Origin of the sequence: Pseudomonas sp. rhizo66 (assembly GCF_031931925.1) — a bacterium.
GTDB lineage: Bacteria > Pseudomonadota > Gammaproteobacteria > Pseudomonadales > Pseudomonadaceae > Aquipseudomonas.
Map to the genome: position 1 here is coordinate 117,220 of NZ_JAUJWZ010000007.1, position 23,577 is coordinate 140,796.

Genomic DNA, 23,577 nt, shown 5'->3' on the forward strand with positions numbered 1-23,577 from the left:
AGTGTCTCTGATCGCTTCTGACCACTTCCGCATCGTTGTCGGCCTCGGCAAGAGCGGCATGTCCCTGGTTCGCTTCCTGGCGAACCGGGGCACGTCGTTTGCCGTGGCCGACACGCGGGAAAATCCACCGGAACTGGCCACGCTCAAGCGTGACTATCCGCACGTGGAAGTGCGTTGTGGCGAGCTGGACGTCGAATTCCTGTGCCGTGCCGACGAGCTCTACGTGAGCCCCGGCCTGGCGCTGGCGACCCCGGCCCTGCAAGCCGCTGCGGCCCGTGGCGTGAAACTGTCCGGCGACATCGAGCTGTTCGCGCGTAACGCACGGGCGCCGATCGTGGCCATCAGCGGTTCCAACGCGAAAAGTACCGTGACCACGCTGGTTGGCGAGATGGCGGCTGCGGCTGGCAAGCGCGTCGCCGTCGGTGGCAACCTCGGCACCCCGGCGCTGGACCTGCTCAGCGACGACGTCGAGCTTTACGTGATGGAGCTGTCGAGTTTCCAACTGGAAACCACCGACCAGCTCAATGCCGAAGTGGCCACCGTGCTGAACATCAGCGAAGACCACATGGATCGCTACAGCGGTCTGCCGGCGTACCACTTGGCCAAGCACCGGATCTTCCGTGGCGCCAGGCAGTTCGTGGTCAACCGTCAGGATGCGCTGACCCGTCCGTTGATGGGCGAGGGCCAGCCATGCTGGACCTTCGGCCTGACCAAACCGGATTTCAAGGCATTCGGTATCCGCGAAGAAGACGGCGAGAAGTATCTGGCCTTCGAATTCCAGAACCTGATGCCGGTGCGTGAGCTGAAGATTCGCGGCGCCCATAACCAGTCCAACGCCCTCGCGGCATTGGCGCTGGGGCATGCCGTGGGCTTGCCGTTCGACGCCATGCTCTCGGCCTTGCGTACTTTCGCCGGCCTCGAACATCGCTGCCAGTGGGTACGCGATCTCGACGGCGTGGCCTATTACAACGATTCCAAAGCGACCAACGTTGGCGCCGCACTGGCCGCCATCGAAGGCTTGGGCGCGGACATCGACGGCAAGGTCATTCTGATCGCCGGTGGTGATGGCAAGGGTGCCGAATTCAACGATCTGCGTGGTCCGGTGGCGGCCAACTGCCGCGCCGTGATCCTGATGGGCCGCGACTCGGACAAGATCGGCACAGCCATCGGTGATGCCGTACCGCTGATTCGCGCGACCTCGCTGGTCGACGCCGTTGCGCAGTGCCGCGCCGCCGCCCAACCGGGTGACGTGGTGCTGCTGTCGCCGGCCTGCGCCAGTTTCGACATGTTCAAGAATTACGAAGACCGTGGTCACCAGTTCGTCCGCGCCGTGGAGGAACTGGCATGAGCCTGCGCAATATCATCAAGCCGTATCCGTCGCCGATTATCACCGGGCGCGGCATCGACCTCGATTTCCCGATGCTCGCCGGTTGCCTGGCGCTGCTCGGTCTCGGCCTGATCATGATTGCCTCGGCGTCCACCGAAGTTGCGGCGGCGCAGTCGGGCAGCCCGCTGTATTACATGATTCGCCACCTTATTTATGTGGTGCTGGGTCTGGGCGCGTGCATCGTCACCATGATGATTCCGATCGCCACCTGGCAACGCCTCGGCTGGCTGATGCTGATCGGTGCGTTCGGTTTGCTGGTGATGGTGATCATCCCGGGCATCGGGCGCGAAGTGAACGGTTCGATGCGCTGGATCGGTTTCAGCTTCTTCAACGTGCAGCCGTCGGAGATCGCCAAGGTGTTCGTGGTGATCTACCTCGCCGGTTATCTGGTGCGGCGTCAGAAAGAAGTGCGCGAGAGCTGGATGGGCTTCTTCAAGCCGTTCATCGTGCTGCTGCCGATGGCCGGTCTGCTGCTGATGGAGCCGGACTTCGGTGCCACCGTGGTGATGATGGGCGCTGCGGCGGCCATGCTATTTCTCGGCGGGGTCGGGCTGTTCCGCTTCTCGCTGATGGTGGTGTTGGCGGTCGGGGCGGTGGTCTTGCTGATTCAAATGCAGCCGTACCGGATGGCGCGTCTGACCAACTTCGCTGACCCGTGGGCCGACCAGTTCGGCGCCGGTTATCAATTGTCGCAAGCCTTGATCGCTTTCGGTCGCGGCGAGTGGCTGGGCGTGGGCCTGGGCAACAGCGTGCAGAAGCAGTTCTATCTGCCGGAAGCACACACCGACTTCGTGTTCTCGGTATTGGCCGAAGAGCTGGGCGCGGTGGGTTCGCTGTGCACTGTCGCGCTGTTCGTGTTCGTGTGTATTCGCGGCATGTACATCGGCTTGTGGGCAGAGAAAGCCAAACAGTTTTTCGCCGCTTATGTGGCTTACGGCCTGTCGTTCCTGTGGATTGGTCAATTCCTGATCAACATCGGGGTGAACGTCGGTCTGCTGCCAACCAAAGGTCTGACCTTGCCGTTCCTCAGTTATGGCGGCAGTTCGTTGGTGATCTGCTGTGCCTGTCTGGGCTTGTTGCTGCGGATCGAGTGGGAGAGTCGAACCCACCTGGGCAGTGAAGAGATGGAATTCCATGAGAGCGACTTCGCCGAGGAGCCGAATCATGGGCGCTAACGTATTGATCATGGCCGGCGGAACCGGCGGCCACGTATTCCCGGCGCTGGCCTGTGCCCGCGAGTTTCAGGCGCGCGGTTACACCGTGCACTGGCTCGGCACGCCACGCGGTATCGAAAACGAACTGGTGCCGGCGGCCGGTCTGCAACTGCACCGGATCAACGCCACCGGCCTGCGCGGCAAGGGCAAGCTGTCGCTGCTCAAGGCGCCGTTCATGCTGCTGAAATCGGTGTGGCAGGCGCGGGCAATCATTCGTCGCTTGAAGCCAGTGTGTGTGGTCGGCTTCGGTGGTTATGTGACCGGCCCCGGTGGCCTCGCCGCAAAACTGGCCGGCGTGCCGGTGATCGTTCACGAGCAGAACGCTGTGGCCGGCACCGCCAATCGGTTGCTGGTGCCGTTCGCCGCCCGGGTGTGTGAAGCGTTCCCCGACACCTTTACTCTGTCGGACACCCGCCGTACCACCGGAAACCCGGTGCGCAGCGAGCTGTTCCTCGACACATCGCGACCTGCCCTGGCCGGTCGCAAAGCGCGTTTGCTGATCCTCGGCGGAAGCCTGGGCGCAGAACCGTTGAACAAATTGCTGCCTGAAGCCCTGGCCCAAGTCGCTGCCGATTTGCGCCCGGAAGTGTTTCATCAGGCCGGCAAAAACCACGATGAAGTGACTGCAGAGCGCTACCGCGCCGCCGGCGTGGATGCGCAGGTGCAGCCGTTCATCAAAGACATGGCCCAGGCCTATGGCTGGGCTGACCTGGTGGTGTGCCGCGCAGGCGCGTTGACCATCAGTGAGCTGGCTGCCGCCGGTCTGCCCTCGATGCTGGTGCCTTTGCCCCACGCGATCGACGATCACCAGACCCGCAACGCCGATTATTTGGCCCGTGAAGGCGCAGCCTTCCTGATGCCGCAAAGAACGACTGGTGCCGCGGACCTTGCCGCGCGCCTGACAGAGGTCTTGATGCAACCGCAACGACTCGAAGATATGGCCCAAGCGGCCCGCCGTCTGGCGAAACCCGATGCCACCCGTAGCGTGGTCGATACCTGTCTGGAGGTGGCCCATGGTTGAGAATCAGAAAGCCATGCCGCAACCGGAAATGCGCCGCATCCGTCGCATCCACTTCGTCGGTATCGGCGGCGTGGGCATGTGCGGCATCGCCGAAGTGTTGTTGAACCTGGGCTATGAAGTGTCCGGTTCCGACTTGAAAGCTTCGCCGGTGACCGAGCGCCTGGAATCGTTCGGCGCGCACATCTTCATCGGCCACCGTGCCGAGAACGCCGCTGCCGCCGATGTGCTGGTGGTGTCGAGCGCTGTGAATACCTCCAACCCGGAAGTGGCGAACGCGCTTGAGCGCCGCATCCCGGTGGTGCCGCGTGCCGAGATGCTCGCCGAACTGATGCGCTATCGCCACGGCATCGCCGTTGCCGGTACGCACGGCAAAACCACCACCACCAGCCTGATCGCTTCGGTGTTCGCCGCCGGTGGTCTGGACCCGACCTTCGTCATCGGTGGCCGTCTGAATGCCGCGGGCACCAATGCCCAGCTCGGCACCAGCCGTTATCTGATCGCCGAAGCCGACGAAAGCGATGCGAGTTTCCTGCACCTGCAACCGCTGGTGGCCGTGGTCACCAACATCGACGCCGACCACATGGCAACCTACGACGGTGACTTCAACAAACTGAAGAAAACCTTCGTCGAGTTCCTGCACAACCTGCCGTTCTACGGTTTGGCCGTGATGTGCCTGGACGATCCGGTGGTGCGCGAAATTCTGCCGCTGGTGAAACGTCCGACCGTGACTTACGGCTTCAGCGAAGACGCTGACGTGCGCGCGATCAATATTCGCCAGCAAGGCATGCAGACGTTCTTCACCGTGCTGCGCCCGGATCGTGAGCCGCTGGACGTGTCGGTGAACATGCCCGGCAACCACAACGTGCTCAACTCGCTGGCGACCATTTGCATCGCCACCGACGAAGGCGTCAGCGATGAAGCCATCGTCCAGGGCCTGTCGGGCTTCCAGGGTGTTGGTCGGCGCTTCCAGGTCTACGGCGAACTGCCAGTGGACGGCGGCAACGTGATGCTGGTCGACGATTACGGTCACCACCCGACCGAAGTCGCCGCAGTGATCAAAGCCGTGCGCGGTGGCTGGCCGGAGCGCCGTCTGGTGATGGTCTACCAGCCGCACCGTTACAGCCGCACCCGCGACCTGTACGACGATTTCGTCAATGTACTGGCCGACGCCAACGTGCTGCTGCTGATGGAAGTCTATCCGGCCGGCGAAGAGCCGATCCCGGGCGCCGACAGCCGCAAGCTGTGCAACAGCATCCGTCAGCGCGGTCAGCTCGACCCGATCTACATCGAGCGTGGCGTCGATCTGGCGCCGCTGGTCAAACCGCTGCTGCGTGCCGGCGACATCCTGCTGTGTCAGGGCGCCGGTGATATCGGCGGTCTCGCGCCGAAGCTGTTGAAAAGTGAATTGTTCGCTGGCGCCGTGGCGGCGTCGGTCGAGGGGAAGTTGAAATGACTGCTGCCTACGCCAAACTGTTCTCCACGATCGCGCCGAAAGACTTCGGCCGCGTCGCCGTACTCTTCGGTGGCCTGAGTGCCGAGCGTGAGGTGTCGCTGAAATCCGGTAACGCCGTGCTCGACGCGCTGCAAAGCGCTGGCGTGGACGCGTTCGGCATCGACGTTGGCGCCGACATTCTGCAACGTCTGCTCAGCGAAAAGATCGACCGCGCCTTCATCATTCTTCACGGTCGTGGCGGTGAAGACGGCTCCATGCAGGGCCTGCTCGAAGTGGCGGGCATTCCGTACACCGGCAGCGGCATTCTGGCTTCGGCACTGGCGATGGACAAACTGCGCACCAAACAGGTCTGGCACAGCCTCGGGATTCCGACGCCGCGTCACGCCGTGCTGTGCAGCGAAGCCGATTGTATTTCGGCGGCGACGGAACTGGGCTTCCCTTTGATCGTCAAACCGGCGCATGAAGGTTCAAGTATCGGGATGGCCAAAGTGAGTTCTGCGTCCGAGTTGATCGACGCATGGAAAGCGGCCAGTACCTACGATTCGCAAGTCTTGGTTGAGCAATGGATTCAAGGTCCGGAGTTCACCATCGCCACTCTGCGTGACCAGGTGTTGCCTCCAATTGCCCTGGGTACACCGCACACGTTCTACGACTACGACGCCAAGTACATCGCCAACGATACCCAGTACCGCATTCCGTGCGGGCTGGATGCCGCCAAGGAACAGGAACTCATGGATCTCACGGCCAAGGCCTGTGAGGCGCTGGGTATTGCCGGTTGGGGCAGGGCGGACGTGATGCAGGACGCCGACGGGCAGTTCTGGTTCCTGGAAGTGAACACCGCGCCGGGCATGACCGATCACAGTCTGGTACCGATGGCGGCCCGTGCGGCTGGCCTGGATTTCCAGCAACTGGTTCTGGCCATTCTGGCCGCCAGTGTTGAAGACGCTCGAGGTTAAGACGATGCAAGGCGCTCAGCTCAGACATCAGCCTCCCGCACCCGGCCGCAAGCCGGTGCCGCGGGGTGCCAGCCGAATGGTGGCGAAAGAGCCGATGTCCGCGCGCCTGCCGAAAGCCAATTTCAGCTTTCTGAAAAGTCTGTTCTGGCCGGTGCTGCTGGTGGCGCTGGGCTTTGGTACCTACGAAGGTGCAACACGTTTGCTGCCGTACGCCGACCGGCCGATCACCAAGATCGCCGTGCAGGGCGACCTGAGTTACATCAGCCAGCAAGCGGTGCAGCAGCGAATCGCCCCATACGTGGCGTCGAGCTTCTTCACCATCGATTTGGCCGGGATGCGTACCGAGCTTGAACAGATGCCGTGGATCGCCCACGCCGAAGTGCGTCGGGTATGGCCGGACCAGGTGGTGATCCGCCTCGAAGAGCAACTGCCGGTGGCGCGTTGGGGTGACGAGTCGTTGCTGAACAACCAGGGCCAGGCGTTTACGCCCAGGGAACTGGCGAACTACGAACACTTGCCACAGCTGTTCGGCCCACAACGGGCCCAGCAGCAAGTCATGCAGCAGTATCAGGTGCTGAGCCAGATGCTGCGGCCGTTGGGCTTCTCGATTGCACGCCTGGAACTGCGTGAACGCGGGAGCTGGTTCCTGACCACCGGTGCCGGCAGTTCCGGCCCCGGCATCGAGTTGCTGCTGGGACGCGGAAACCTGGTGGAAAAGATGCGCCGCTTTATCGCCATCTATGACAAGACGCTTAAAGAACAGATTACGAACATTGCGCGCATCGATCTGCGCTACGCCAACGGCCTCGCTGTTGGCTGGCGGGAACCAGTCGCGCCGACGACAGCCCAACCCGCTGTCGCGAAGAATTAAGAAGAGGCAGGACCCATGGCAAACGTGCAAAGCGGCAAAATGATCGTCGGTCTCGATATCGGCACCTCCAAGGTGGTGGCGCTGGTCGGCGAGGTTTCCGACGACGGCTCGCTGGAAATCGTCGGGATCGGTACCCATCCGTCCCGTGGCCTGAAGAAGGGCGTGGTGGTCAACATCGAGTCCACCGTGCAATCGATCCAGCGCGCGATCGAAGAAGCCCAACTGATGGCGGGCTGCCGCATTCACTCGGCGTTCGTCGGTGTGGCGGGCAATCACATCCGCAGCCTGAACTCCCACGGCATCGTTGCGATCCGCGATCGTGAAGTCAGCTCGGCCGACCTTGAGCGCGTGCTCGACGCCGCTCAGGCTGTGGCGATCCCGGCTGATCAGCGCGTGCTGCACACCCTGCCGCAGGATTACGTGATCGATAACCAGGAAGGCGTTCGTGAGCCTCTGGGCATGTCCGGTGTGCGTCTGGAAGCCAAGGTTCACGTGGTCACCTGCGCCGTCAACGCCGCACAGAACATTGAAAAATGCGTGCGTCGCTGCGGTCTGGAAATCGACGACATCATTCTTGAGCAACTGGCGTCCGCGTACTCGGTGCTGACCGACGACGAAAAAGAGCTGGGCGTGTGTCTGGTCGACATCGGCGGTGGTACCACCGACATCGCGATCTTCACCGAAGGCGCGATCCGTCACACTGCTGTGATCCCGATTGCCGGTGATCAGGTGACCAACGACATCGCCATGGCGTTGCGCACCCCGACCCAGTACGCCGAAGAGATCAAGATTCGCTACGCCTGCGCCCTGGCCAAATTGGCCGGTGCCGGTGAAACCATCAAGGTGCCGAGCGTCGGCGACCGTCCACCGCGCGAGCTGTCGCGTCAGGCCCTGGCCGAAGTGGTCGAGCCGCGCTACGACGAACTGTTCACGCTGATTCAGGCCGAGCTGCGTCGCAGCGGCTACGAAGACCTGATCCCGGCCGGCATCGTGCTGACCGGTGGCACCTCGAAGATGGAAGGCGCCACTGAACTGGCCGAAGAAATCTTCCACATGCCGGTCCGCCTCGGTGTGCCGCATGGCGTGAAAGGCCTGGATGACGTGGTGCGCAACCCGATTTATTCCACTGGCGTTGGCTTGTTGATGTACGGCCTGCAAAAGCAGTCCGACGGGGTTTCGTTCTCCGGCATCGGCAGCCGCGACAGCTACAGCAACGAAGAGCCTCAGGCGCCGTTGCTGGACCGATTGAAGAAGTGGGTTCAAGGCAACTTTTAAAAGCAGCTCGAAGCGTCAAGCTTCAGGCGGCAAGCAGTAGCAGTAGATGCACCGCGACAAAAATGCAGTAGGCGAAAAAACTAGAGAATGTAAGGAGAGGGAAAATGTTCGAACTCGTAGACAACATCCCCGCAAGCCCGGTAATCAAAGTTATCGGTGTTGGCGGTGGCGGCGGCAACGCTGTCAATCACATGGTCAAGAGCAACATCGAAGGCGTTGAATTCATCTGCGCCAACACTGATGCTCAAGCGCTGAAAAACATCGGCGCGCGCACCATTCTGCAACTGGGCACCGGCGTGACCAAAGGTCTGGGCGCTGGCGCCAACCCTGAAGTAGGTCGTCAGGCCGCTCTCGAAGACCGTGAGCGCATTGCCGAAGTCCTGCAGGGCACCAACATGGTGTTCATCACCACTGGCATGGGCGGCGGTACCGGTACCGGTGCTGCGCCGATCATCGCCGAAGTGGCCAAGGAAATGGGCATTCTGACCGTCGCTGTCGTGACGCGTCCGTTCCCGTTCGAAGGCCGCAAGCGTATGCAGATCGCCGACGAAGGCATCCGCATGCTCTCCGAAAGCGTCGACTCGTTGATCACCATTCCCAACGAGAAGCTGCTGACCATCCTCGGTAAAGACGCAAGCCTGCTGTCGGCTTTCGCCAAGGCTGACGATGTATTGGCCGGTGCCGTTCGCGGTATCTCCGACATCATCAAGCGTCCGGGCATGATCAACGTCGACTTCGCCGACGTGCGTACCGTGATGAGCGAAATGGGCATGGCGATGATGGGCACTGGCTGCGCCAGCGGTCCGAACCGTGCACGTGAAGCGACCGAAGCTGCAATTCGCAACCCGCTGCTGGAAGACGTGAACCTGCAAGGTGCACGCGGCATCCTGGTGAACATCACTGCCGGTCCTGACCTGTCTCTGGGTGAGTACTCCGACGTGGGTTCGATCATCGAAGCCTTCGCTTCCGAACACGCGATGGTCAAGGTCGGTACCGTTATCGATCCGGACATGCGCGACGAGCTGCACGTGACTGTGGTTGCCACCGGTCTGGGCGCGAAAATCGAGAAGCCTGTGAAGGTCATCGACAACACCGTTCACACCTCCATGGCTTCCGCTCAGGTGCAACAACCGGCTCCGGCCCGTCAGGAAGCGCCAGCGGTGAACTACCGTGATCTGGACCGTCCGACCGTCATGCGCAACCAGGCTCAGGCCGGTGCTGCGGCTGCCGCGAAGATGAATCCGCAAGATGACCTGGACTACCTGGACATCCCGGCTTTCCTGCGTCGTCAGGCCGATTGATGGAATGTATCAGGGCTATGAAGGTGATTGGTGTTCAGCAAAGGCATGGTCTGCTATCATCGCCAGCCTTTGTTGATACCAGTTCGCAATTTGCGCTGAAGCGGCCCAAGCCATGATTAAACAACGCACACTGAAAAATATTATCCGTGCCACAGGTGTAGGCCTGCACTCCGGTGAGAAGGTCTATCTGACCCTCAAGCCTGCGCCTGTCGACACTGGCATTGTGTTTTGTCGCGCTGACCTCGACCCTGTGGTGCAGATTCCTGCCCGCGCGGAAAACGTCGGTGAAACCACTATGTCGACGACGCTGATCAACGGCGACGTCAAAGTGGACACGGTAGAGCACTTGCTCTCGGCCATGGCTGGCCTGGGCATCGATAACGCCTACGTCGAGCTCTCCGCGTCCGAAGTCCCGATCATGGATGGCAGCGCTGGACCCTTCGTATTCCTGATTCAATCGGCAGGCCTGGAAGAACAGGACGCCGCCAAGAAATTCATCCGCATCCTGCGTGAAGTGACAGTGGAAGACGGCGACAAGCGCGCCACTTTCGTCCCTTTCGAAGGCTTCAAGGTGAGCTTCGAGATCGATTTCGATCACCCGGTATTCCGGGACCGCACCCAGAGTGCAAGCGTGGATTTTTCCAGCACTTCGTTCGTAAAAGAAGTCAGCCGCGCCCGTACCTTTGGTTTCATGAGTGACATCGAGTACCTGCGCAAGCACAACCTCGCACTCGGCGGCAGCGTTGAAAACGCAATCGTGGTCGACGCTGATGGTGTGTTGAACGAAGACGGTCTTCGTTATGAAGACGAATTCGTCAAACACAAGATCCTCGATGCGATTGGCGACCTTTACCTGCTGGGCAACAGCCTGATTGGTGAGTTCAAAGGCTTCAAGTCCGGTCATGCACTGAACAACCAGCTGCTGCGCAAGTTGATTGAGCAGACAGACGCTTGGGAAGTGGTAACGTTCGAAGACGCCAGCACCGCACCGATCTCTTACATGCGCCCGGTTGCGGCCGTGTAAGTAAAAAACCTCTCTAGTTTTTTGAAGGCCATCCTCGGATGGCCTTTTTTTATGCTCGTTTAAAATCAAAAGATCGCAGCCTTCGGCAGCTCCTGCATGGGAATCCGATCATCCTGTAGGCGCTGCCGAAGGCTGCGATCTTTTGATCCTAATAGCTCACGACCCGATTACGCCCACCTTCCTTGGCCTGATACAGCGCCTTGTCCGCCGCAAACAACAACTGCTCCAGCGTCATCTCGCTCGCCGTCGTCCACGTCGCAATGCCAATGCTCACGGTCATCGGCCGATCGGCACCGTCGACCAACGGCAATTGCTCCACCGCCTGACGAATATGCTCGGCAATCTGCTGCGCGCCCTGGCCGTCGGTCTCGGCGAGAATCACCGAAAACTCTTCACCTCCGTAGCGCGCCACCAGATCCGCCGGTCTCCGCACATTTTCCGTGATGACCCTGGCCAGCGTCTTCAGCGCCAAATCGCCGCCCTGATGGCCATGCCGGTCATTAAAGGCCTTGAAGTGATCGGCATCGATCATCATCACTGACAGCGGTTTACCTGAACGCTGGGCGCGGAACCATTCGTGACGCAGTGTCTGATCGAGCATCCGCCGATTGGCCAAGCCCGTCAGCGCATCGGTGGCGGCCAGTTGCGCCAGCTCGCGCTCGGCCCGTTGGCGCAGGCGCAACTCGCGAGCCAGCAACCAGGTCAGCCACAGCAAACCCATACACAACACGCCCGTGGCACCACTGATCAGAATCGCGGTGCGCCGCCAGGTGCCGAACACTTCGTCGCTGGACAGCGCGACCATCACCGTCAGCGGCAGATTACCGACCCGCGAATAGGTATAGAGCCGCTGTTGCTGGTCCATGCTTGAGGTGCTGGTAAAACTGCCATTGCCATCCTTGTCCCCGAGGATCCGCACGACATTCGGTCGGTTGCCGAAGCTCTTGCCGATGGAATCGCTTTGCAGATAAGGCTTCTGCGCCAGCAGGATGCCGTCGTTGTTGATGATGTTCAGCGTGCTGTCATTGCCGATGTCGAGGCTGTTGAACAACTGATCGAAGTAATCGAGTTTCATCGACGCCACGGCCACACCGGCGAACTCACCGGTTTCCGAGGAAATCCGTCGACTGAAGCTGATTCGCCACTGATTGGCCTCGTCACAGTCGCAACGGGTCTTGAATGGGCGGCTGATGAACATGCCGATGTGGCGGTCGAGCGCGTGGGCGAGGAAGTAGTCGCGGTCGGCAAAGTTGCCCGGCTTCGGTTCGATCCGCGAGGAGTCGGCAAGCACATCACCGTTCTTGTCGAGCAGCAGTATGTCGCCCTTGAAGCGCGCCGTGGTTGAGCGGTCGAACAGCGCCAGGTGGCGGATCTGCGGTGAGACATCTTGCAGGTCATCGCGCTGGGCGGCGGCGATCAGACCTTGCAAGGTCAAGTCGTACAGCTCGACGGTGCGCAGTACATCGGCGTCGATCAGTTGCGCGATGGTGGTGGCGCTGCGTGTCGCCGATTCCTGAGCGTTGGCGTGCTCGCGGATCAGCAGGAACGTGACGATGCACAGAATCGCGATCACGCTCAGCAAACTGCCGCAGATCAGCAGCAATTCGGGGCGTCCGGTCTTGCCCGCAACGGGTGGGGTACGGCTCGCGATCATGATGGGCTGTCGGTTGGGGGAAAGTCTTATAAGCGTAGTTGCACAAACACTGCTGCCGAAGCCAGAAACCATTCCTAATGTGGGAGCGAGCCTGCTCGCGAAAGCGCTGTGTCATTCAACCTGGATGTCGAATGGTAGACCGCTTTCGTCGGAGCGCCGCTCGGAGCAGGCTTGCACACAGGGTGCATCACTGAATTTAAGACGGTGTTATGGCGGCGCCGATCTTAGAAGACGTTGAGCGGGTAGTCGATGATCACGCGGTACTCATCTGTATCTGAATCAATCACGCCGTAACCGTTGCCGCCACGGTTGGTTGCCCATTGCAGGTGTACCGCCAGATCCTTGGCCTGACCGCTTTGCACCACGTACTTCAAATCGAGATCGCGTTCCCAATGCTTGGCGTTGCGGCCATCGGCGCTGTACCAGTTGGAATAGCCCTTGCTGTCGGGGTCGACCTTGGTCAGATCCACCGTACCGCGTGAATAGGACACGGAGGAGGTCAGCCCCGGCACGCCGACACCGGCGAAATCATAGGCGTACTTGAGCTTCCACGAGCGTTCGTTCGGGCCGTTGAAGTCGGAATACTGCTGCGAGTTATCCAGATAAACGCTGTCGCCCTGGCTGATGTAGTCGAACGGCGTGTTGCCGTTGACCCGCTGATAGGCGGCAGTGACGCTGTGGCTGCCGACGCCGACAGTGAAATGCACGCTGTAGGTGTTGTTGTCGATGTTGCCGAGCAGCGCATCGCCGGTGTCTTGCGTGTGATAGAAGTGCAGGCCCGGGTTGAGGCTGACCAGATCGCTCAACTGCCAGGTGTAGTCGAGGTCGTAGTAGTACTGGTTCCAGATGTCTTTCAACTCAGCGGCGTACAGGCTGCTGGTCAGGCCTTCGACGCCGCTCCACGCCACGCCGGTCCAGTTCAGGTGCTGACTCTCGTCGCCATCGGCCAGCGTCCCGTACGAGGTGCCGATGCGCGTATGGCCGCTCTGGTTGTACGGTTTGGTGAAACTCGCCTGGCCCCCCTCGATCAACCAGCCGTCGAAGCTGTGGTTGGTCAGGCTCACACCCCGGAAAGTCTGCGGCAGCATGCGCGTGTCGCCGCCGGCGATGACCGGGTTGGTGAGGAACAGGTCACCGGCCTTCAACTCGGTATCGAACGCGCGCATTTTCAGCGTGCCACCCGCCGTGGAGAACGAACCCGGGGCTTTGCCGCCATTCTCCCTGACCGGCAAGATGCTCGAACCGTCGGTGCCACCACCGCCATCCAGCTTCAACCCGAGCATGGCGTGGGCATCGAGGCCGAAACCGACCGTGCCTTCGGTATAGCCTGACTGGAAAACCCCGAGAAAGCCCTGGCCCCACTCGATGTTGTCGTCCGCTTTCTGCAAGCGGTTGCGATTCATGTAGTAGTTGCGGGCGTTGAGGTTGAGGCTCGAGCCTTCGACGAAGCCTTCTTTGGCAGGTTCATCGGCGTGGACGGCGGGAGCAATCGTTGCGGCAATTGCAATGAACAGCGGGGTGAAGCGGACTGGGTAACGCACGTGCGATGGAGCTCCTTGGGTCAACTGGCCCTTCAATGGCGTGAGGGGCTTGATGTTTCTTGTTGTTACAGACGAACCAGACGGCTTTCAGACCACAACGAAAAAAGGCCGCTGAAAAGCAGCGGCCTGGAATGACGACGGTTGAACGGGAAGAGCCAAACAACCGCGTCGAGGGAAACGTTGGCGCGGTGCGCGACTCAGCTGTCTTTCTCGGTAGCTTGAGCCTGGGAAGTGGCCGCCTGCGGGGCTTGCGCGGCGTCTTGCGCCTTGGCCATCACTTCGGCCTGATGTTGATCGAAGGCCTGCGCGCGAGCGACGTTGTGCGCTACGAACGACTGCGATTCTTCAGCCATCGCCATCGGCGACAGGATCAATGAGGACAAAACGAACGCGCTGGCAATACCCATACTGTTGGACATCTTGAAAACCTTCTCGCTTGGCGAGTGCTGTTTGGTGCGGGCAAAGATAAGGTTGCCGGGCGTCGGGAAACAGCGTGATTTTCATAAATGACTGTTGCGCAGGAGGTAAAAGTCAAAGGTTGCGGTGCAGCCAAGAGCAACCCCCTCACCCCAGCCCTCTCCCCCAAGGGGGCGAGGGGGAAAGGGAGCAGATCTCCATGCTTTTCAAAGCCTGACTACGACTGGATATTTCAGGTCGGCGTACTTCGAGAGAAAAACTCGGCCAGTCTCGCTCCCCCAGGGAGAAGGGGAGCAGATCTTCATGCTTTTCAGAATCTGAGTTCGACTGGATATTCCAGGTCGGCGTACCTTGAAAGAACAACGCGGTCAGTCCCCTCTCCCTCTGGGAGAGGGTTAGGGTGAGGGGCTTTTCAGACCGGCAGATAAATCCCGAAGGTATTCATCCCGCGATCACTGCGCACAAACACATCGCCGCCATGCATCAACGCAATCGCCTTGACGATCGCCAGCCCCAAGCCATGGTTATTGCCACTGTTGCTGCGCGACGCATCCACCCGATAAAAACGCTCGAACAAGCGCGGCAAGTGTTCGCTGGCAATCGGCGAGCCGGGGTTGGCCACGCCGATACTCACCTGATGTTCCTCGATCTCGATGCGCACCTCGATCACCTGTCCCGGCCCGGTGTGTTGCACGGCGTTGCTCAACAGATTGATCAGCGCCCGGCGCAAATGCGCGACCTCGATCTGCACGAGCGCATCACCGCTGACCTGCACCTGAACCTGCGCGTCTTCAAGAATGAAATCCAGATATTCCAGTGTGGTCGCCACTTCATCAGCCAGTGACGTCGAGGTCAGTTTGGTCGCCTTGTTGCCCTGGTCGGCACTGGCCAGAAACAGCATGTCGTTGATGATCGAGCGCAGCCGTTCGAGCTCTTCCAGATTCGATTGCAGCACTTCGAAATAGTGTTCGGCGGAGCGTCCACGGGTCAGCGCCACTTGCGTCTGGCCAATCAGATTGGTCAGCGGCGAACGCAGTTCATGGGCCACGTCGGCGTTGAACGATTCCAGTCGCGAGTAAGCCTGTTCAACCCGCTCCAGCGTCGAGTTGAATGAGTCGACAAACTGCTCCAGCTCCGGAGGCAGCGGCGACAGACGCAAGCGCCCGGCGCGTAATGGGGGCGCCAAGCGCTGAGCTTCGTGGGACAGTTTGATCAACGGCTTGAGGCCGATCCGAGCGACCCAATAGCCCAGCGCCGAGGCCATCAACACGCCGACAATCGCCAGACCGATCAGCGCAATCAGCAGATTGTGCTGAGTCTCATGGAACGTCTCGGTATCGATGCCGATCATGAAGCGCAGCGGCGGGCGTTGATCCTTGGCCGGCAACTCGGTCAGCAGCACTTTCAGTGGGTAAGGCTGGCCGGGCAACTGCAGGTCATGCATGCCCAACGGGCCTTTGGCGAAGGCACGGATCGCAGCGTCCGGCTGACCATATTCGTAACCCGGATCACCACTCACCACCCAGAAACGAATGCGTTTGTCCTCTTCGCCGAGCAGCTTCAACTTGGCGTTTATCTTCACCCAATGCTCCGGCGTACCGAAGCGATTGAGCGCCGATTCGAGCACGCTATATCGGGCATCCAGCTCGGCTTCCGGCAGCAACCCCAAGCCTTTATCGACTTGCTGATACAACGCGCCGCCGATCAACAGAAACACCAGCAGCGCCACCAGAGTGAACATTCCACTGAGGCGCAGGGCAATCGAGTTACTGGACATCACGGCTCTCCAGCACATAACCCATGCCCCGGATGGTGTGCAGCAGCTTCTCGTCGAACGGCCCGTCGAGCTTGGCGCGCAGGCGTTTGATCGCGACTTCGACGACGTTGGCGTCGCTGTCGAAATTGATGTCCCAGACCATCTCGGCAATCGCGGTTTTCGAAAGGATTTCACCCTGGCGGCGGGCGAGGACGCTCAACAGCGAAAACTCTTTGGCGGTCAGATCCAGACGGGTGCCTGCGCGAGTGGCCTTGCGGCTGATCAAATCTATCCACAGGTCAGCGATACTCACCTGCACCGGTTCATGGCCGCCGCTGCGCCGGGTCAGCGCTTGCAGGCGCGCGACCAGTTCGAGGAAGGAAAACGGTTTGCCGAGGTAATCGTCGGCGCCGTCGCGCAGGCCTTTGATGCGGTCTTCGACGCGCTCGCGGGCGGTGAGCATGATCACCGGGGTCTGCTTGCGCGCACGCAACGCGCGCAACACGCCAAAGCCATCGAGGCCCGGCAACATGACGTCGAGGACGATCACCGCGTAGTCGCTTTCCAGCGCCAGATGCAGACCTTCGACGCCGTCGCGGGCCAGATCCACGGTGTAACCCTGTTCCGTCAGACCGCGGTGCAGATAGTCCGCGGTTTTTTCCTCGTCTTCGATAATCAGAACGCGCATGACCCTGCCTCAGTCTGTGGTCGCCAGTGCCGGTGAGGGCATCGGTTTGGGCCGGTGGAACAGCCGCTCGAGCCACAAGTATATGACCGGCGTGGTGAACAACGTCAGCATCTGGCTGACCAGCAAACCGCCGACCACTGCGATCCCCAGCGGCTGGCGCAACTCGGCACCGGTGCCGTAACCGAGCATCAGCGGCAGAGCGCCAAGCAGGGCGGCGAGGGTGGTCATGATGATCGGCCGGAACCGCGTGATACACGCCTCGAAAATCGCCTCCTGCGGCGACAGGCCTCGCTGGCGCTGCGCTTCGAGCGCGAAGTCGATCATCAGAATGCCGTTCTTCTTGACGATACCGATCAGCAACACCAGACCGATCAACGCCATGATCGAAAAGTCCTGACCGCAGATCCACAGCATGATCACCGCACCCAAACCTGCCGCCGGCAGCGTCGAGATGATCGTCAGCGGGTGCACGAAGCTTTCATAAAGCACACCGAGAATGATGTACACCGCCACCAGCGCCGCGAGAATCAGCCATGGCTGGCTGGCCAGCGAACTCTGGAACGCCTGCGCCGCGCCCTGGAAATTGCCGCTGATCGCCGTCGGCATGCCGATCTCGGCCTTGGCCTGATTGAGCAGAATCACCGCATCACCCAACGCCACGCCAGGCGCGAGGTTGAACGACAGGTTGGCGGCGGGGAACATGCCGTCATGCGCGATCGACAACGGGCCAATGGTCGGCGCGTCAAATTTGGCCAGCGCTGACAGCGGCACCATCTCGCCACTCAGCGGTGAGCGCAGGTAGAAATAGTTGAGGCTTTCGGCCTTGCCGCGTTGTTTGGTGTCCAACTCCAGAATCACGTTGTACTGGTTGACCTGGGTCTGGAATTCATTGATCTGCCGTTGGCCGAAGGCATCGTACAGCGCCTCGTCGACATCGCTGGCGGTGAGGCCGAAACGTGCGGCGGCGCTGCGGTCGATGCTGATGTGGGTGATGCTGCCGCCCAGTTGCAGGTCATTGGAAATGTCACGGAACGCCGGGTTGCTGCGCAGTTTTTCGGTCAGGCGTTGCGTCCACGTCGCGAGGGTCGCGCCGTCGTTGCTCTTCAGCACATATTGATACTGCGCGCGGCTCGGGCCGGAGCTGAGGTTGATGTCCTGGCCGGCGCGCAGGTAGAGAACGATGCCGGGGACTTTCATCAGTTGCGGACGGATGCGGTCGATGAACTGGCTGGCTGAAACATCACGGTCGCCGCGTTTTTTCAGGGCAATCCAGAAGCGGCCGTTGGCTATGGTCTGGTTGCTGCCGGACACGCCGACCGAGTGGGAAAACGCCTGCACGGCCGGATCGGCGGCGACGATTTCGGCCATCGCCAGGTGTTTTTTTGCCATGTCGCCGTAGGAAATATCCGCAGCGGCTTCGGTGGTGCCGAGGACGAAACCGGTGTCCTGCACCGGGAAGAAACCTTTCGGGATAAAGATGTAACCGCCGATGGCCAGCGCCAGCGATAAACCGAAAACGCCGATCATCAACTTCTGATGGGCGAGGGCGCGGCGCAGACCTTTCTCGTACCAGCCGAGCAGACGTTCGCTGAAGCCCGGTTTGGCGTGGGCGTGGTGCACCGGTTTGCGCATGAACAGCGCCGCCAGCGTCGGCGCCAGGGTCAGCGACACCACCACGGAAATCATGATGGTCGAGGTCGCCGTCAGGGCGAATTCCTTGAACAGTCGCCCGACCACACCACCCATGAACAGCAGCGGAATAAACGCCGCCACCAGCGAGAAACTGATCGAGACCACGGTGAAGCCGATCTCGCCGGCGCCTTTGATCGCGGCCTCGCGCATGTCGTCGCCGGCCTCCAGATGCCGGTGGATGTTTTCCACCACCACGATGGCATCGTCGACCACAAATCCCACGGCCACCACGATCGCCACCAGCGTCAGGTTGTTCAGGCTGAAACCGAGGATGTACATCAAGGCGAAACTGGCGATCAGCGACACGCCGAGTACCGCCGAAACAATCAGCGTCGCCGACAACTGACGCAGGAACAGCGCCATCACTGCCACCACCAGGAGGATCGCGATCAATAGCGTGATCTCGACTTCATGCAGAGAGGCGCGGATGGTCTGGGTGCGGTCGATCAGAACGTCGACCTGCACAGAGGCCGGCAGCATGGCTTCGAGGCCGGGCAGGGCGGCTTGGATGCGATCCACTGTCTCGACAATGTTGGCGCCAGGTTGGCGCGAAATCACAAGGTTTACCCCCGGTCGATCACCCGCCCACGCTTGCACATAATCATCTTCCGAACCGTTGATAACGTTGGCGACATCTCTTAGGTGAACCGGGGCGCCATCCTTGTAGGAAACGATGAGCTGGCGGTACTCCTCAGGCTGGAACAACTGGTCGTTGGTCGACAGCGTGGAAATACTCGACTCGCCGTACAGCGCGCCCTTGGCGAGGTTGAGGCTGGTTTGCTGGATCGCCAGACGGATGTCGGCGAGGGTCAGGCCGATCGCCGCGAGTTTGTCCGCCGAAGCCTGAACGCGGATCGCCGGACGTTGCTGACCGGTGATGTTGATTTGGCCTACGCCGTCTATCTGACTGATCTGACGCGCGAGCAGGGTTTCCACCAGATCGCTGAGTTCGGTGCCGGGCATCTGCGTCGAGCTGACACTGAGGATCAGCACCGGGCTGTCGGCCGGGTTGACCTTCCTCCAGGTCGGCAGCGTTGGCATGTCTTTGGGCAACTTGCCGGCGGCGGTGTTGATCGCTGCTTGGACTTCCTGAGCGGCGGTGTCGATGCTCTTGTCGAGGCTGAATTGCAGGGTCAGCAGGGTAGAGCCGAGCGCACTGCTGGAAGTCATCTGGGTCATGCCGGGGATGGCACTGAATTGCACCTCCAGCGGCGTGGCCACGGACGAGGCCATGGTGTCGGGGCTGGCGCCGGGCAATTTCGCGGACACCTGAATCGTCGGAAATTCCGCTTCCGGCAGTGGGGCAATCGGTAAGCGCGGGAAGGCAATCAACCCGACCAGTACCAAGGCAATGGTCAGCAGAATTGTTGCGACCGGGTGATCGATACACCACGTGGAGACGCCTTTGTGCGCCTTCATGGTTTCGGCTCCGCTTGCACCACCTGCGGCGGCTCGCTCATGACTTGCACGGTCGAACCGGGTTTGAGCCGCGACTGGCCATCGGTCACCAGCACATCACCGGCCTTCACGCCTTTGATGATGTCCTGGCCGCTGCCTTGGTGAACCATCTGCACCTGCACCGCTTCGACCTTGTCGCCATTCACTCGGTAAACGAAGTGTTGATCGAGGCCACGTTGTACGACGGTGGGCGGGACGACCAGCGCATCTTTGTCGAGGGCTGTCTGAATTTTTACCGTCACCAGCAGGCCGGGCCAGAGTTTTTGGCTGGCGTTGTCGAATTCGGCTTTGGCGCGGATGGTGCCGGTGTTGGCGTTGATCTGGTTGTCGATCAGGGTCAGGTGCCCTTCGCCGAGCAGGTTGCCGGTTTCGCCATCGGTGTCGGCGCCGATGTAGGCCTTGACCTGCGCACGCTGTGGATCGTTGATCAGGCCTTGCAGGGTCGGCAGCATTTGCTGGGGCAGGGAGAATTCGACGGCGATCGGGTCGATCTGGGTGACGGTGAACAGTCCGGCGGTGTCGGTCGTGCGCAGGAAGTTGCCTTCATCTACTGTGCGAATACCGACGCGGCCGGTGACCGGGGAGCGGATTTGCGTGTAGGACAGTTGTACTTGCGCGGCGTCGATCGAGGCTTGGTTGCCTTGGGCGGTGGCTTTGAGCTGGTTGACCAGGGCTTGTTGCTGGTCGTAGGTCTGTTTCGAGATGCCGTCGTCGACGGTGAGCAGTTTGTAGCGTTTGAGGTTGACCTGGGCGACTTGCAGTTGCGCCTGGCTTTCGCCCAGTTGGGCGCGGGCCTGGTCGAGGCTGGCGCGGATGGAGCGGTCGTCGATGGTGGCCAGCAGGTCGCCTGCTTTGACGAGTTGGCCTTCTTTGACGAGGATTTTGGTGAGGATGCCGTCTATTTGTGGGCGCACGACGACGCTGTGTAATGAGAGTACGGAGCCGATGCCGCTGGTGTAGCGGGGGACGTCTTTTTCGCTGACCGCGATGACTCGCACGGGGATGGCGGTGGGGGTGGCGAGTTTGGTGGGGGCGGGTTTCATTGCCCACCATGTGCCTGCGGCGGCCAAGACGATCACTAGGGCTAGCAGGGCTTTGTTCTTTTGGATTCGCATGCGGGGTGGGCGCCGGGCGGAGTTTGGGCAGGGTTGTTGTCTTTATAAACCTGTCTGCGGGTCAGTAGGGTGACGGCTAGCTGTCAGCGCTGTCAGTTTTCTTTGCGGTGGATCCGTTGCTGCGGTAACGGCGGCTTAGGGTTTCGCCCTTACGGCGACTCACTTTTTTACAAGAGCGCCTAAAAAAGTAAGCAAAAAACGCTTGCTCCTACGTACGGCCCGCTCGCTGGGGCTCGGGGTTCCTTCGCTCCGGGATCGATCCGGGCGCAGCGTCTCCGGTTTGCTTCGCTGCACCTACTCCCGCTGTGTTTGGCTTCGCCAAACGGTCGCTGCGCTCCCACGCCCGGATCAATCCCTCCACTCAGCCTTCCGACGTCGCCCGTGGATCAAGATCAAAAGCAGGCGAGCTGACACTCGGCCTATTGAGTGGTGAGGAGCACAGCGTGCTCGGCTTTGGATTTGTGGTGGATTTGCCCCTCACCCCAGCCCTCTCCCGAGGGAGAGGGAGCCGATTTGTGTGCTTTTCAAGATCCAAATTCAACGAGGTATTGCACGTCGGCGTACCTCCCGCAAACACCACGGTCAGTCCCCTCTCCCTCCGGGAGAAGGCTAGGGTGAGGGGCTTTTGATCTGTTTCAGAATCTGAGTTCGACTCGGTATTTCACGTCGGCGTAGCTCTCCCAAACGACTCGGTCAGTCCCCTCTCCCTCCGGGAGAGGGCTAGGGTGAGGGTTGGCTTTTGGCTGTTTAAATTTGTGTCAAATAACCAGAACCTTCCCACAAGGTTTTCAGGTTGTCCGTCGGACGTGCGCTCTCTAGTCTTTGGGTGTCGCCGAAAACTCGGTGATCGGGTGTGAGAACCCGGGCTAAGTATTATTCCAACACCAGTACCGTCATAATCGGCGCCAGCTGATTGCTGCCTGCTTTTTTATGGCAGCTATGTGCGGGCGGACTTCGGTCCGGCCGGAGGTTGTACTGGTCCTTGCCCGGTTTCTCACCCCGTACGTAGCTGCCACCCAATTCGCCGCGTGAGAAACGGTAATTGTTGGCTCCAATCAGTAAGGACTGAATCAATGACTAAGCCAGTTCCCGATCCACCCATCGATCCCACCACCCCACTCGAAGACGCCCTCCGCGCCGACGATCAGATCAAAACCCGCGAAGCCATCAAGCGCGCTCTCGATTTCTACCTCTGCCCCGAACCGGTCAAGCCGCGTCAGCCCAGTACGATGTTCCTCATCCACCCGAACATCGACACCGAAAGCCTGCTGGCCCACGCCTGCGAATCGCTGGCTTCAGCCAATGTCATGGCCGGTGATCTGGCCGATCAGCTCAGTCGTCCGCAGCGCAGTACGGCGCTGGCGATTCAGCAGATCGTCATGCTCGCCGAGCTGGCGGTAAACCGGGCGCTGGATCGGGTTGATCCGCAGACATAATCCGTCTGAACACCGCGTCATCGTTCTTCGCGAGCAGGCTCGCTCCTACAAGGGGATCGCATTCCAAATGTGGGTGTGAGCCTGTTCGCGATGGCTATTGGTCTGTGGCCGCTGTCTCTGGAAATATTCTCAAGGTTGATAAGTCCCAAAAAGGGACCTATCGTTCCCTTTTTGGGACTCTTTGGGCTTCACAGTGGAAACGATCTCTCTAAGCGAAGCGCTGTTTACCACCACTCAACAAAAAGTGTTGGGTCTGCTGTTCGGTAAGCCTGACCAGACTTTCTATGCCAATGAGATCGCGCGCTGGGCGCGTGTTGGCAAAGGCAGTCTCATGCGTGAACTCGACCGTCTGCAGCGAGCCGGTGTGTTGCGCATGACGAGAGTGGGCAATCAGAACCATTACCAGGCCAATCCCACCTGTCCCATCTATGCCGAACTACTGGGCATCGCCCGCAAGACGTTTGGCATCGCCGAGCCTCTGCGTCAGGCATTGCAGCCATTTACCGAGCAGATCACCTGGGCGTTTGTCTATGGCTCCATCGCCAAGGACACAGCAAACACACTCAGTGACATTGATCTCATGCTGATCGGCGAAGGCCTGCACTACAGTGACGTCATGGAACGGCTCATGCCCATGGAGGAGCAATTGGGTCGTCCCATCAATCCGACGCTTTACACCCCGCAAGACTGGGCGGCGAAACTGGCTGCGCAAAACAGCTTTGTCGTGCGGGTGGTGCAGCAGGAAAAAATCGATCTGTTAGGGGCAAACCCTTTGGAGTCCAAGGATGGGCAGCAACGAGAGTCTGGAGAATCTTCTACGTAGCGGTGGGCTGAAAGCGGAGCCGCCGGATCGCAAGGAGTGTGAGGGCTTGATGCGCTCGGCCGTGGATCGGCTCAAGGATGCGCAAACTTCTACATTGTCTTTTTCCAGCCGTTTCGACTTGGCTTATAACGCAGCGCACGCGTTGGCGCTGACTGCGCTCCGATTGAGTGGCTATCGATCGGATAAACGCTATCTGGTCTTTCAGTGTCTGGTGCATACGGCGCATATCAGCAAGGTTCAGGTGCGATTGTTCGCGTTGTGTCATGAGCGGCGCAATCTCGCAGAATACGAAGGGTATATGGATGAGGATGACGCGCTTCTGGCGCAGTTGTTGGAAAGCACCTCGCAATTATTGAGTAACGTCCAGCAACGAATTAACTGACATCCGGCACGGCTTGCGATCCTGACTAATCTCTTAAAGATCCGCCTCTATGAGCGGATACAGCTTGTATGGCTCAGGCCGCGCACGGCCCAAATCTCTCTGGGCCGTCCACT

General features: G+C 60.3%; 19 protein-coding genes. 12 read left to right on the forward strand and 7 right to left on the reverse strand.

The genetic code is table 11. The annotated features are described in order from the left end of the window. Position 1 precedes the first annotated feature (1 nt). The 9 genes from murD to lpxC all read left to right on the forward strand — a co-directional run bounded on the left by murD (position 2) and on the right by lpxC (position 10,502). Positions 2-1,348, forward strand: coding sequence for a UDP-N-acetylmuramoyl-L-alanine--D-glutamate ligase (gene murD / locus QZR14_RS10735; protein WP_311996520.1), 1,347 nt, complete (start codon positions 2-4; stop codon positions 1,346-1,348). Continuing rightward, positions 1,345-2,562, forward strand: coding sequence for a putative lipid II flippase FtsW (ftsW, locus tag QZR14_RS10740; protein ID WP_007916996.1), 1,218 nt, complete (start codon positions 1,345-1,347; stop codon positions 2,560-2,562). The genes murD and ftsW overlap by 4 nt, the downstream gene beginning before the upstream one ends. Next, entirely contained in the window at positions 2,552-3,622 is a 1,071-nt protein-coding gene (gene murG, locus QZR14_RS10745) for an undecaprenyldiphospho-muramoylpentapeptide beta-N-acetylglucosaminyltransferase (protein ID WP_250606236.1), read from the forward strand. Before ftsW ends, murG begins: the two co-directional genes overlap by 11 nt. Continuing rightward, a complete protein-coding gene (gene murC, locus QZR14_RS10750; protein WP_016987574.1) occupies positions 3,615-5,075 on the forward strand; it encodes a UDP-N-acetylmuramate--L-alanine ligase in 1,461 nt (486 codons plus the stop codon). The genes murG and murC overlap by 8 nt, the downstream gene beginning before the upstream one ends. Further along, complete coding sequence (locus QZR14_RS10755) at positions 5,072-6,031, forward strand: D-alanine--D-alanine ligase (protein ID WP_250606237.1); 960 nt, start codon at positions 5,072-5,074, stop codon at positions 6,029-6,031. The genes murC and QZR14_RS10755 overlap by 4 nt, the downstream gene beginning before the upstream one ends. Before the next feature lie 4 nt (positions 6,032-6,035). After that, entirely contained in the window at positions 6,036-6,902 is an 867-nt protein-coding gene (locus QZR14_RS10760) for a cell division protein FtsQ/DivIB (RefSeq protein ID WP_250606238.1), read from the forward strand. 15 nt (positions 6,903-6,917) lie between these two features. Next, the gene (ftsA, locus tag QZR14_RS10765) at positions 6,918-8,177 is read left to right on the forward strand and encodes a cell division protein FtsA (protein WP_007916987.1); all 1,260 of its coding nucleotides are present in this window, start codon (positions 6,918-6,920) and stop codon (positions 8,175-8,177) included. A 104-nt stretch (positions 8,178-8,281) separates the two neighbouring features. Then, positions 8,282-9,478: a cell division protein FtsZ gene (ftsZ, locus tag QZR14_RS10770; protein ID WP_016986475.1), complete on the forward strand. Its 1,197-nt coding sequence runs from the start codon at positions 8,282-8,284 to the stop codon at positions 9,476-9,478. Between the two features lie 112 nt (positions 9,479-9,590). Then, positions 9,591-10,502, forward strand: a complete 912-nt coding sequence (gene lpxC / locus QZR14_RS10775) for a UDP-3-O-acyl-N-acetylglucosamine deacetylase (protein WP_007916984.1) — start codon at positions 9,591-9,593, stop codon at positions 10,500-10,502. Between the two features lie 148 nt (positions 10,503-10,650). Here lpxC and QZR14_RS10780 read toward each other — a convergent pair whose 3' ends face one another. The 7 genes from QZR14_RS10780 to QZR14_RS10810 all read right to left on the reverse strand — a co-directional run bounded on the left by QZR14_RS10780 (position 10,651) and on the right by QZR14_RS10810 (position 20,823). Continuing rightward, entirely contained in the window at positions 10,651-12,156 is a 1,506-nt protein-coding gene (locus tag QZR14_RS10780) for a sensor domain-containing diguanylate cyclase (RefSeq protein WP_250606240.1), read from the reverse strand. Positions 12,157-12,380: 224 nt separating this feature from the next. Next, positions 12,381-13,697 carry an OprD family porin gene (locus QZR14_RS10785; RefSeq protein WP_311996521.1) on the reverse strand — a complete coding sequence of 439 codons (1,317 nt, stop codon included), beginning with the start codon at positions 13,695-13,697 and terminating at the stop codon, positions 12,381-12,383. Positions 13,698-13,894: 197 nt separating this feature from the next. Continuing rightward, positions 13,895-14,116, reverse strand: a complete 222-nt coding sequence (locus tag QZR14_RS10790) for a hypothetical protein (RefSeq protein ID WP_311996522.1) — start codon at positions 14,114-14,116, stop codon at positions 13,895-13,897. Between the two features lie 410 nt (positions 14,117-14,526). After that, entirely contained in the window at positions 14,527-15,891 is a 1,365-nt protein-coding gene (locus QZR14_RS10795; RefSeq protein ID WP_311996523.1) for a heavy metal sensor histidine kinase, read from the reverse strand. Then, positions 15,881-16,558: a heavy metal response regulator transcription factor gene (locus QZR14_RS10800; protein WP_166221297.1), complete on the reverse strand. Its 678-nt coding sequence runs from the start codon at positions 16,556-16,558 to the stop codon at positions 15,881-15,883. Before QZR14_RS10800 ends, QZR14_RS10795 begins: the two co-directional genes overlap by 11 nt. A 9-nt stretch (positions 16,559-16,567) precedes the next feature. Then, the gene (locus tag QZR14_RS10805) at positions 16,568-19,669 is read right to left on the reverse strand and encodes a multidrug efflux RND transporter permease subunit (RefSeq protein WP_311996524.1); all 3,102 of its coding nucleotides are present in this window, start codon (positions 19,667-19,669) and stop codon (positions 16,568-16,570) included. Further along, complete coding sequence (locus QZR14_RS10810) at positions 19,666-20,823, reverse strand: efflux RND transporter periplasmic adaptor subunit (protein ID WP_311996525.1); 1,158 nt, start codon at positions 20,821-20,823, stop codon at positions 19,666-19,668. Before QZR14_RS10810 ends, QZR14_RS10805 begins: the two co-directional genes overlap by 4 nt. A gap of 1,073 nt (positions 20,824-21,896) precedes the next feature. On the opposite strand from QZR14_RS10810, the gene QZR14_RS10815 reads away from it, so the two are divergent. The 3 genes from QZR14_RS10815 (at position 21,897) to QZR14_RS10825 (ending at position 23,464) form a co-directional block, all read left to right on the forward strand. After that, entirely contained in the window at positions 21,897-22,259 is a 363-nt protein-coding gene (locus QZR14_RS10815) for a DUF6124 family protein (RefSeq protein ID WP_123595730.1), read from the forward strand. Between the two features lie 193 nt (positions 22,260-22,452). Further along, positions 22,453-23,082 (forward strand): nucleotidyltransferase domain-containing protein, encoded by a 630-nt coding sequence (locus QZR14_RS10820; RefSeq protein WP_250606246.1) that lies wholly within the window; start codon positions 22,453-22,455, stop codon positions 23,080-23,082. After that, the gene (locus tag QZR14_RS10825; protein WP_311996526.1) at positions 23,045-23,464 is read left to right on the forward strand and encodes a hypothetical protein; all 420 of its coding nucleotides are present in this window, start codon (positions 23,045-23,047) and stop codon (positions 23,462-23,464) included. Before QZR14_RS10820 ends, QZR14_RS10825 begins: the two co-directional genes overlap by 38 nt. The last annotated feature ends 113 nt before the right edge of the window (positions 23,465-23,577 follow it).

Bases quoted from the DNA above. Each gene is read 5' to 3' on its own strand.
- ftsW (WP_007916996.1), top strand. From the start codon at position 1,345: ATGAGCCTGCGCAATATCATCAAGCCGTATCCGTCGCCGATTATCACC.
- murG (WP_250606236.1), top strand. From the start codon at position 2,552: ATGGGCGCTAACGTATTGATCATGGCCGGCGGAACCGGCGGCCACGTA.
- murC (WP_016987574.1), top strand. From the start codon at position 3,615: ATGGTTGAGAATCAGAAAGCCATGCCGCAACCGGAAATGCGCCGCATC.
- QZR14_RS10755 (WP_250606237.1), top strand. From the start codon at position 5,072: ATGACTGCTGCCTACGCCAAACTGTTCTCCACGATCGCGCCGAAAGAC.
- QZR14_RS10760 (WP_250606238.1), top strand. From the start codon at position 6,036: ATGCAAGGCGCTCAGCTCAGACATCAGCCTCCCGCACCCGGCCGCAAG.
- ftsA (WP_007916987.1), top strand. From the start codon at position 6,918: ATGGCAAACGTGCAAAGCGGCAAAATGATCGTCGGTCTCGATATCGGC.
- ftsZ (WP_016986475.1), top strand. From the start codon at position 8,282: ATGTTCGAACTCGTAGACAACATCCCCGCAAGCCCGGTAATCAAAGTT.
- lpxC (WP_007916984.1), top strand. From the start codon at position 9,591: ATGATTAAACAACGCACACTGAAAAATATTATCCGTGCCACAGGTGTA.
- QZR14_RS10780 (WP_250606240.1), bottom strand. From the start codon at position 12,156: ATGATCGCGAGCCGTACCCCACCCGTTGCGGGCAAGACCGGACGCCCC.
- QZR14_RS10790 (WP_311996522.1), bottom strand. From the start codon at position 14,116: ATGTCCAACAGTATGGGTATTGCCAGCGCGTTCGTTTTGTCCTCATTG.
- QZR14_RS10795 (WP_311996523.1), bottom strand. From the start codon at position 15,891: ATGTCCAGTAACTCGATTGCCCTGCGCCTCAGTGGAATGTTCACTCTG.
- QZR14_RS10800 (WP_166221297.1), bottom strand. From the start codon at position 16,558: ATGCGCGTTCTGATTATCGAAGACGAGGAAAAAACCGCGGACTATCTG.
- QZR14_RS10805 (WP_311996524.1), bottom strand. From the start codon at position 19,669: ATGAAGGCGCACAAAGGCGTCTCCACGTGGTGTATCGATCACCCGGTC.
- QZR14_RS10810 (WP_311996525.1), bottom strand. From the start codon at position 20,823: ATGCGAATCCAAAAGAACAAAGCCCTGCTAGCCCTAGTGATCGTCTTG.
- QZR14_RS10815 (WP_123595730.1), top strand. From the start codon at position 21,897: ATGACTAAGCCAGTTCCCGATCCACCCATCGATCCCACCACCCCACTC.
- QZR14_RS10825 (WP_311996526.1), top strand. From the start codon at position 23,045: ATGGGCAGCAACGAGAGTCTGGAGAATCTTCTACGTAGCGGTGGGCTG.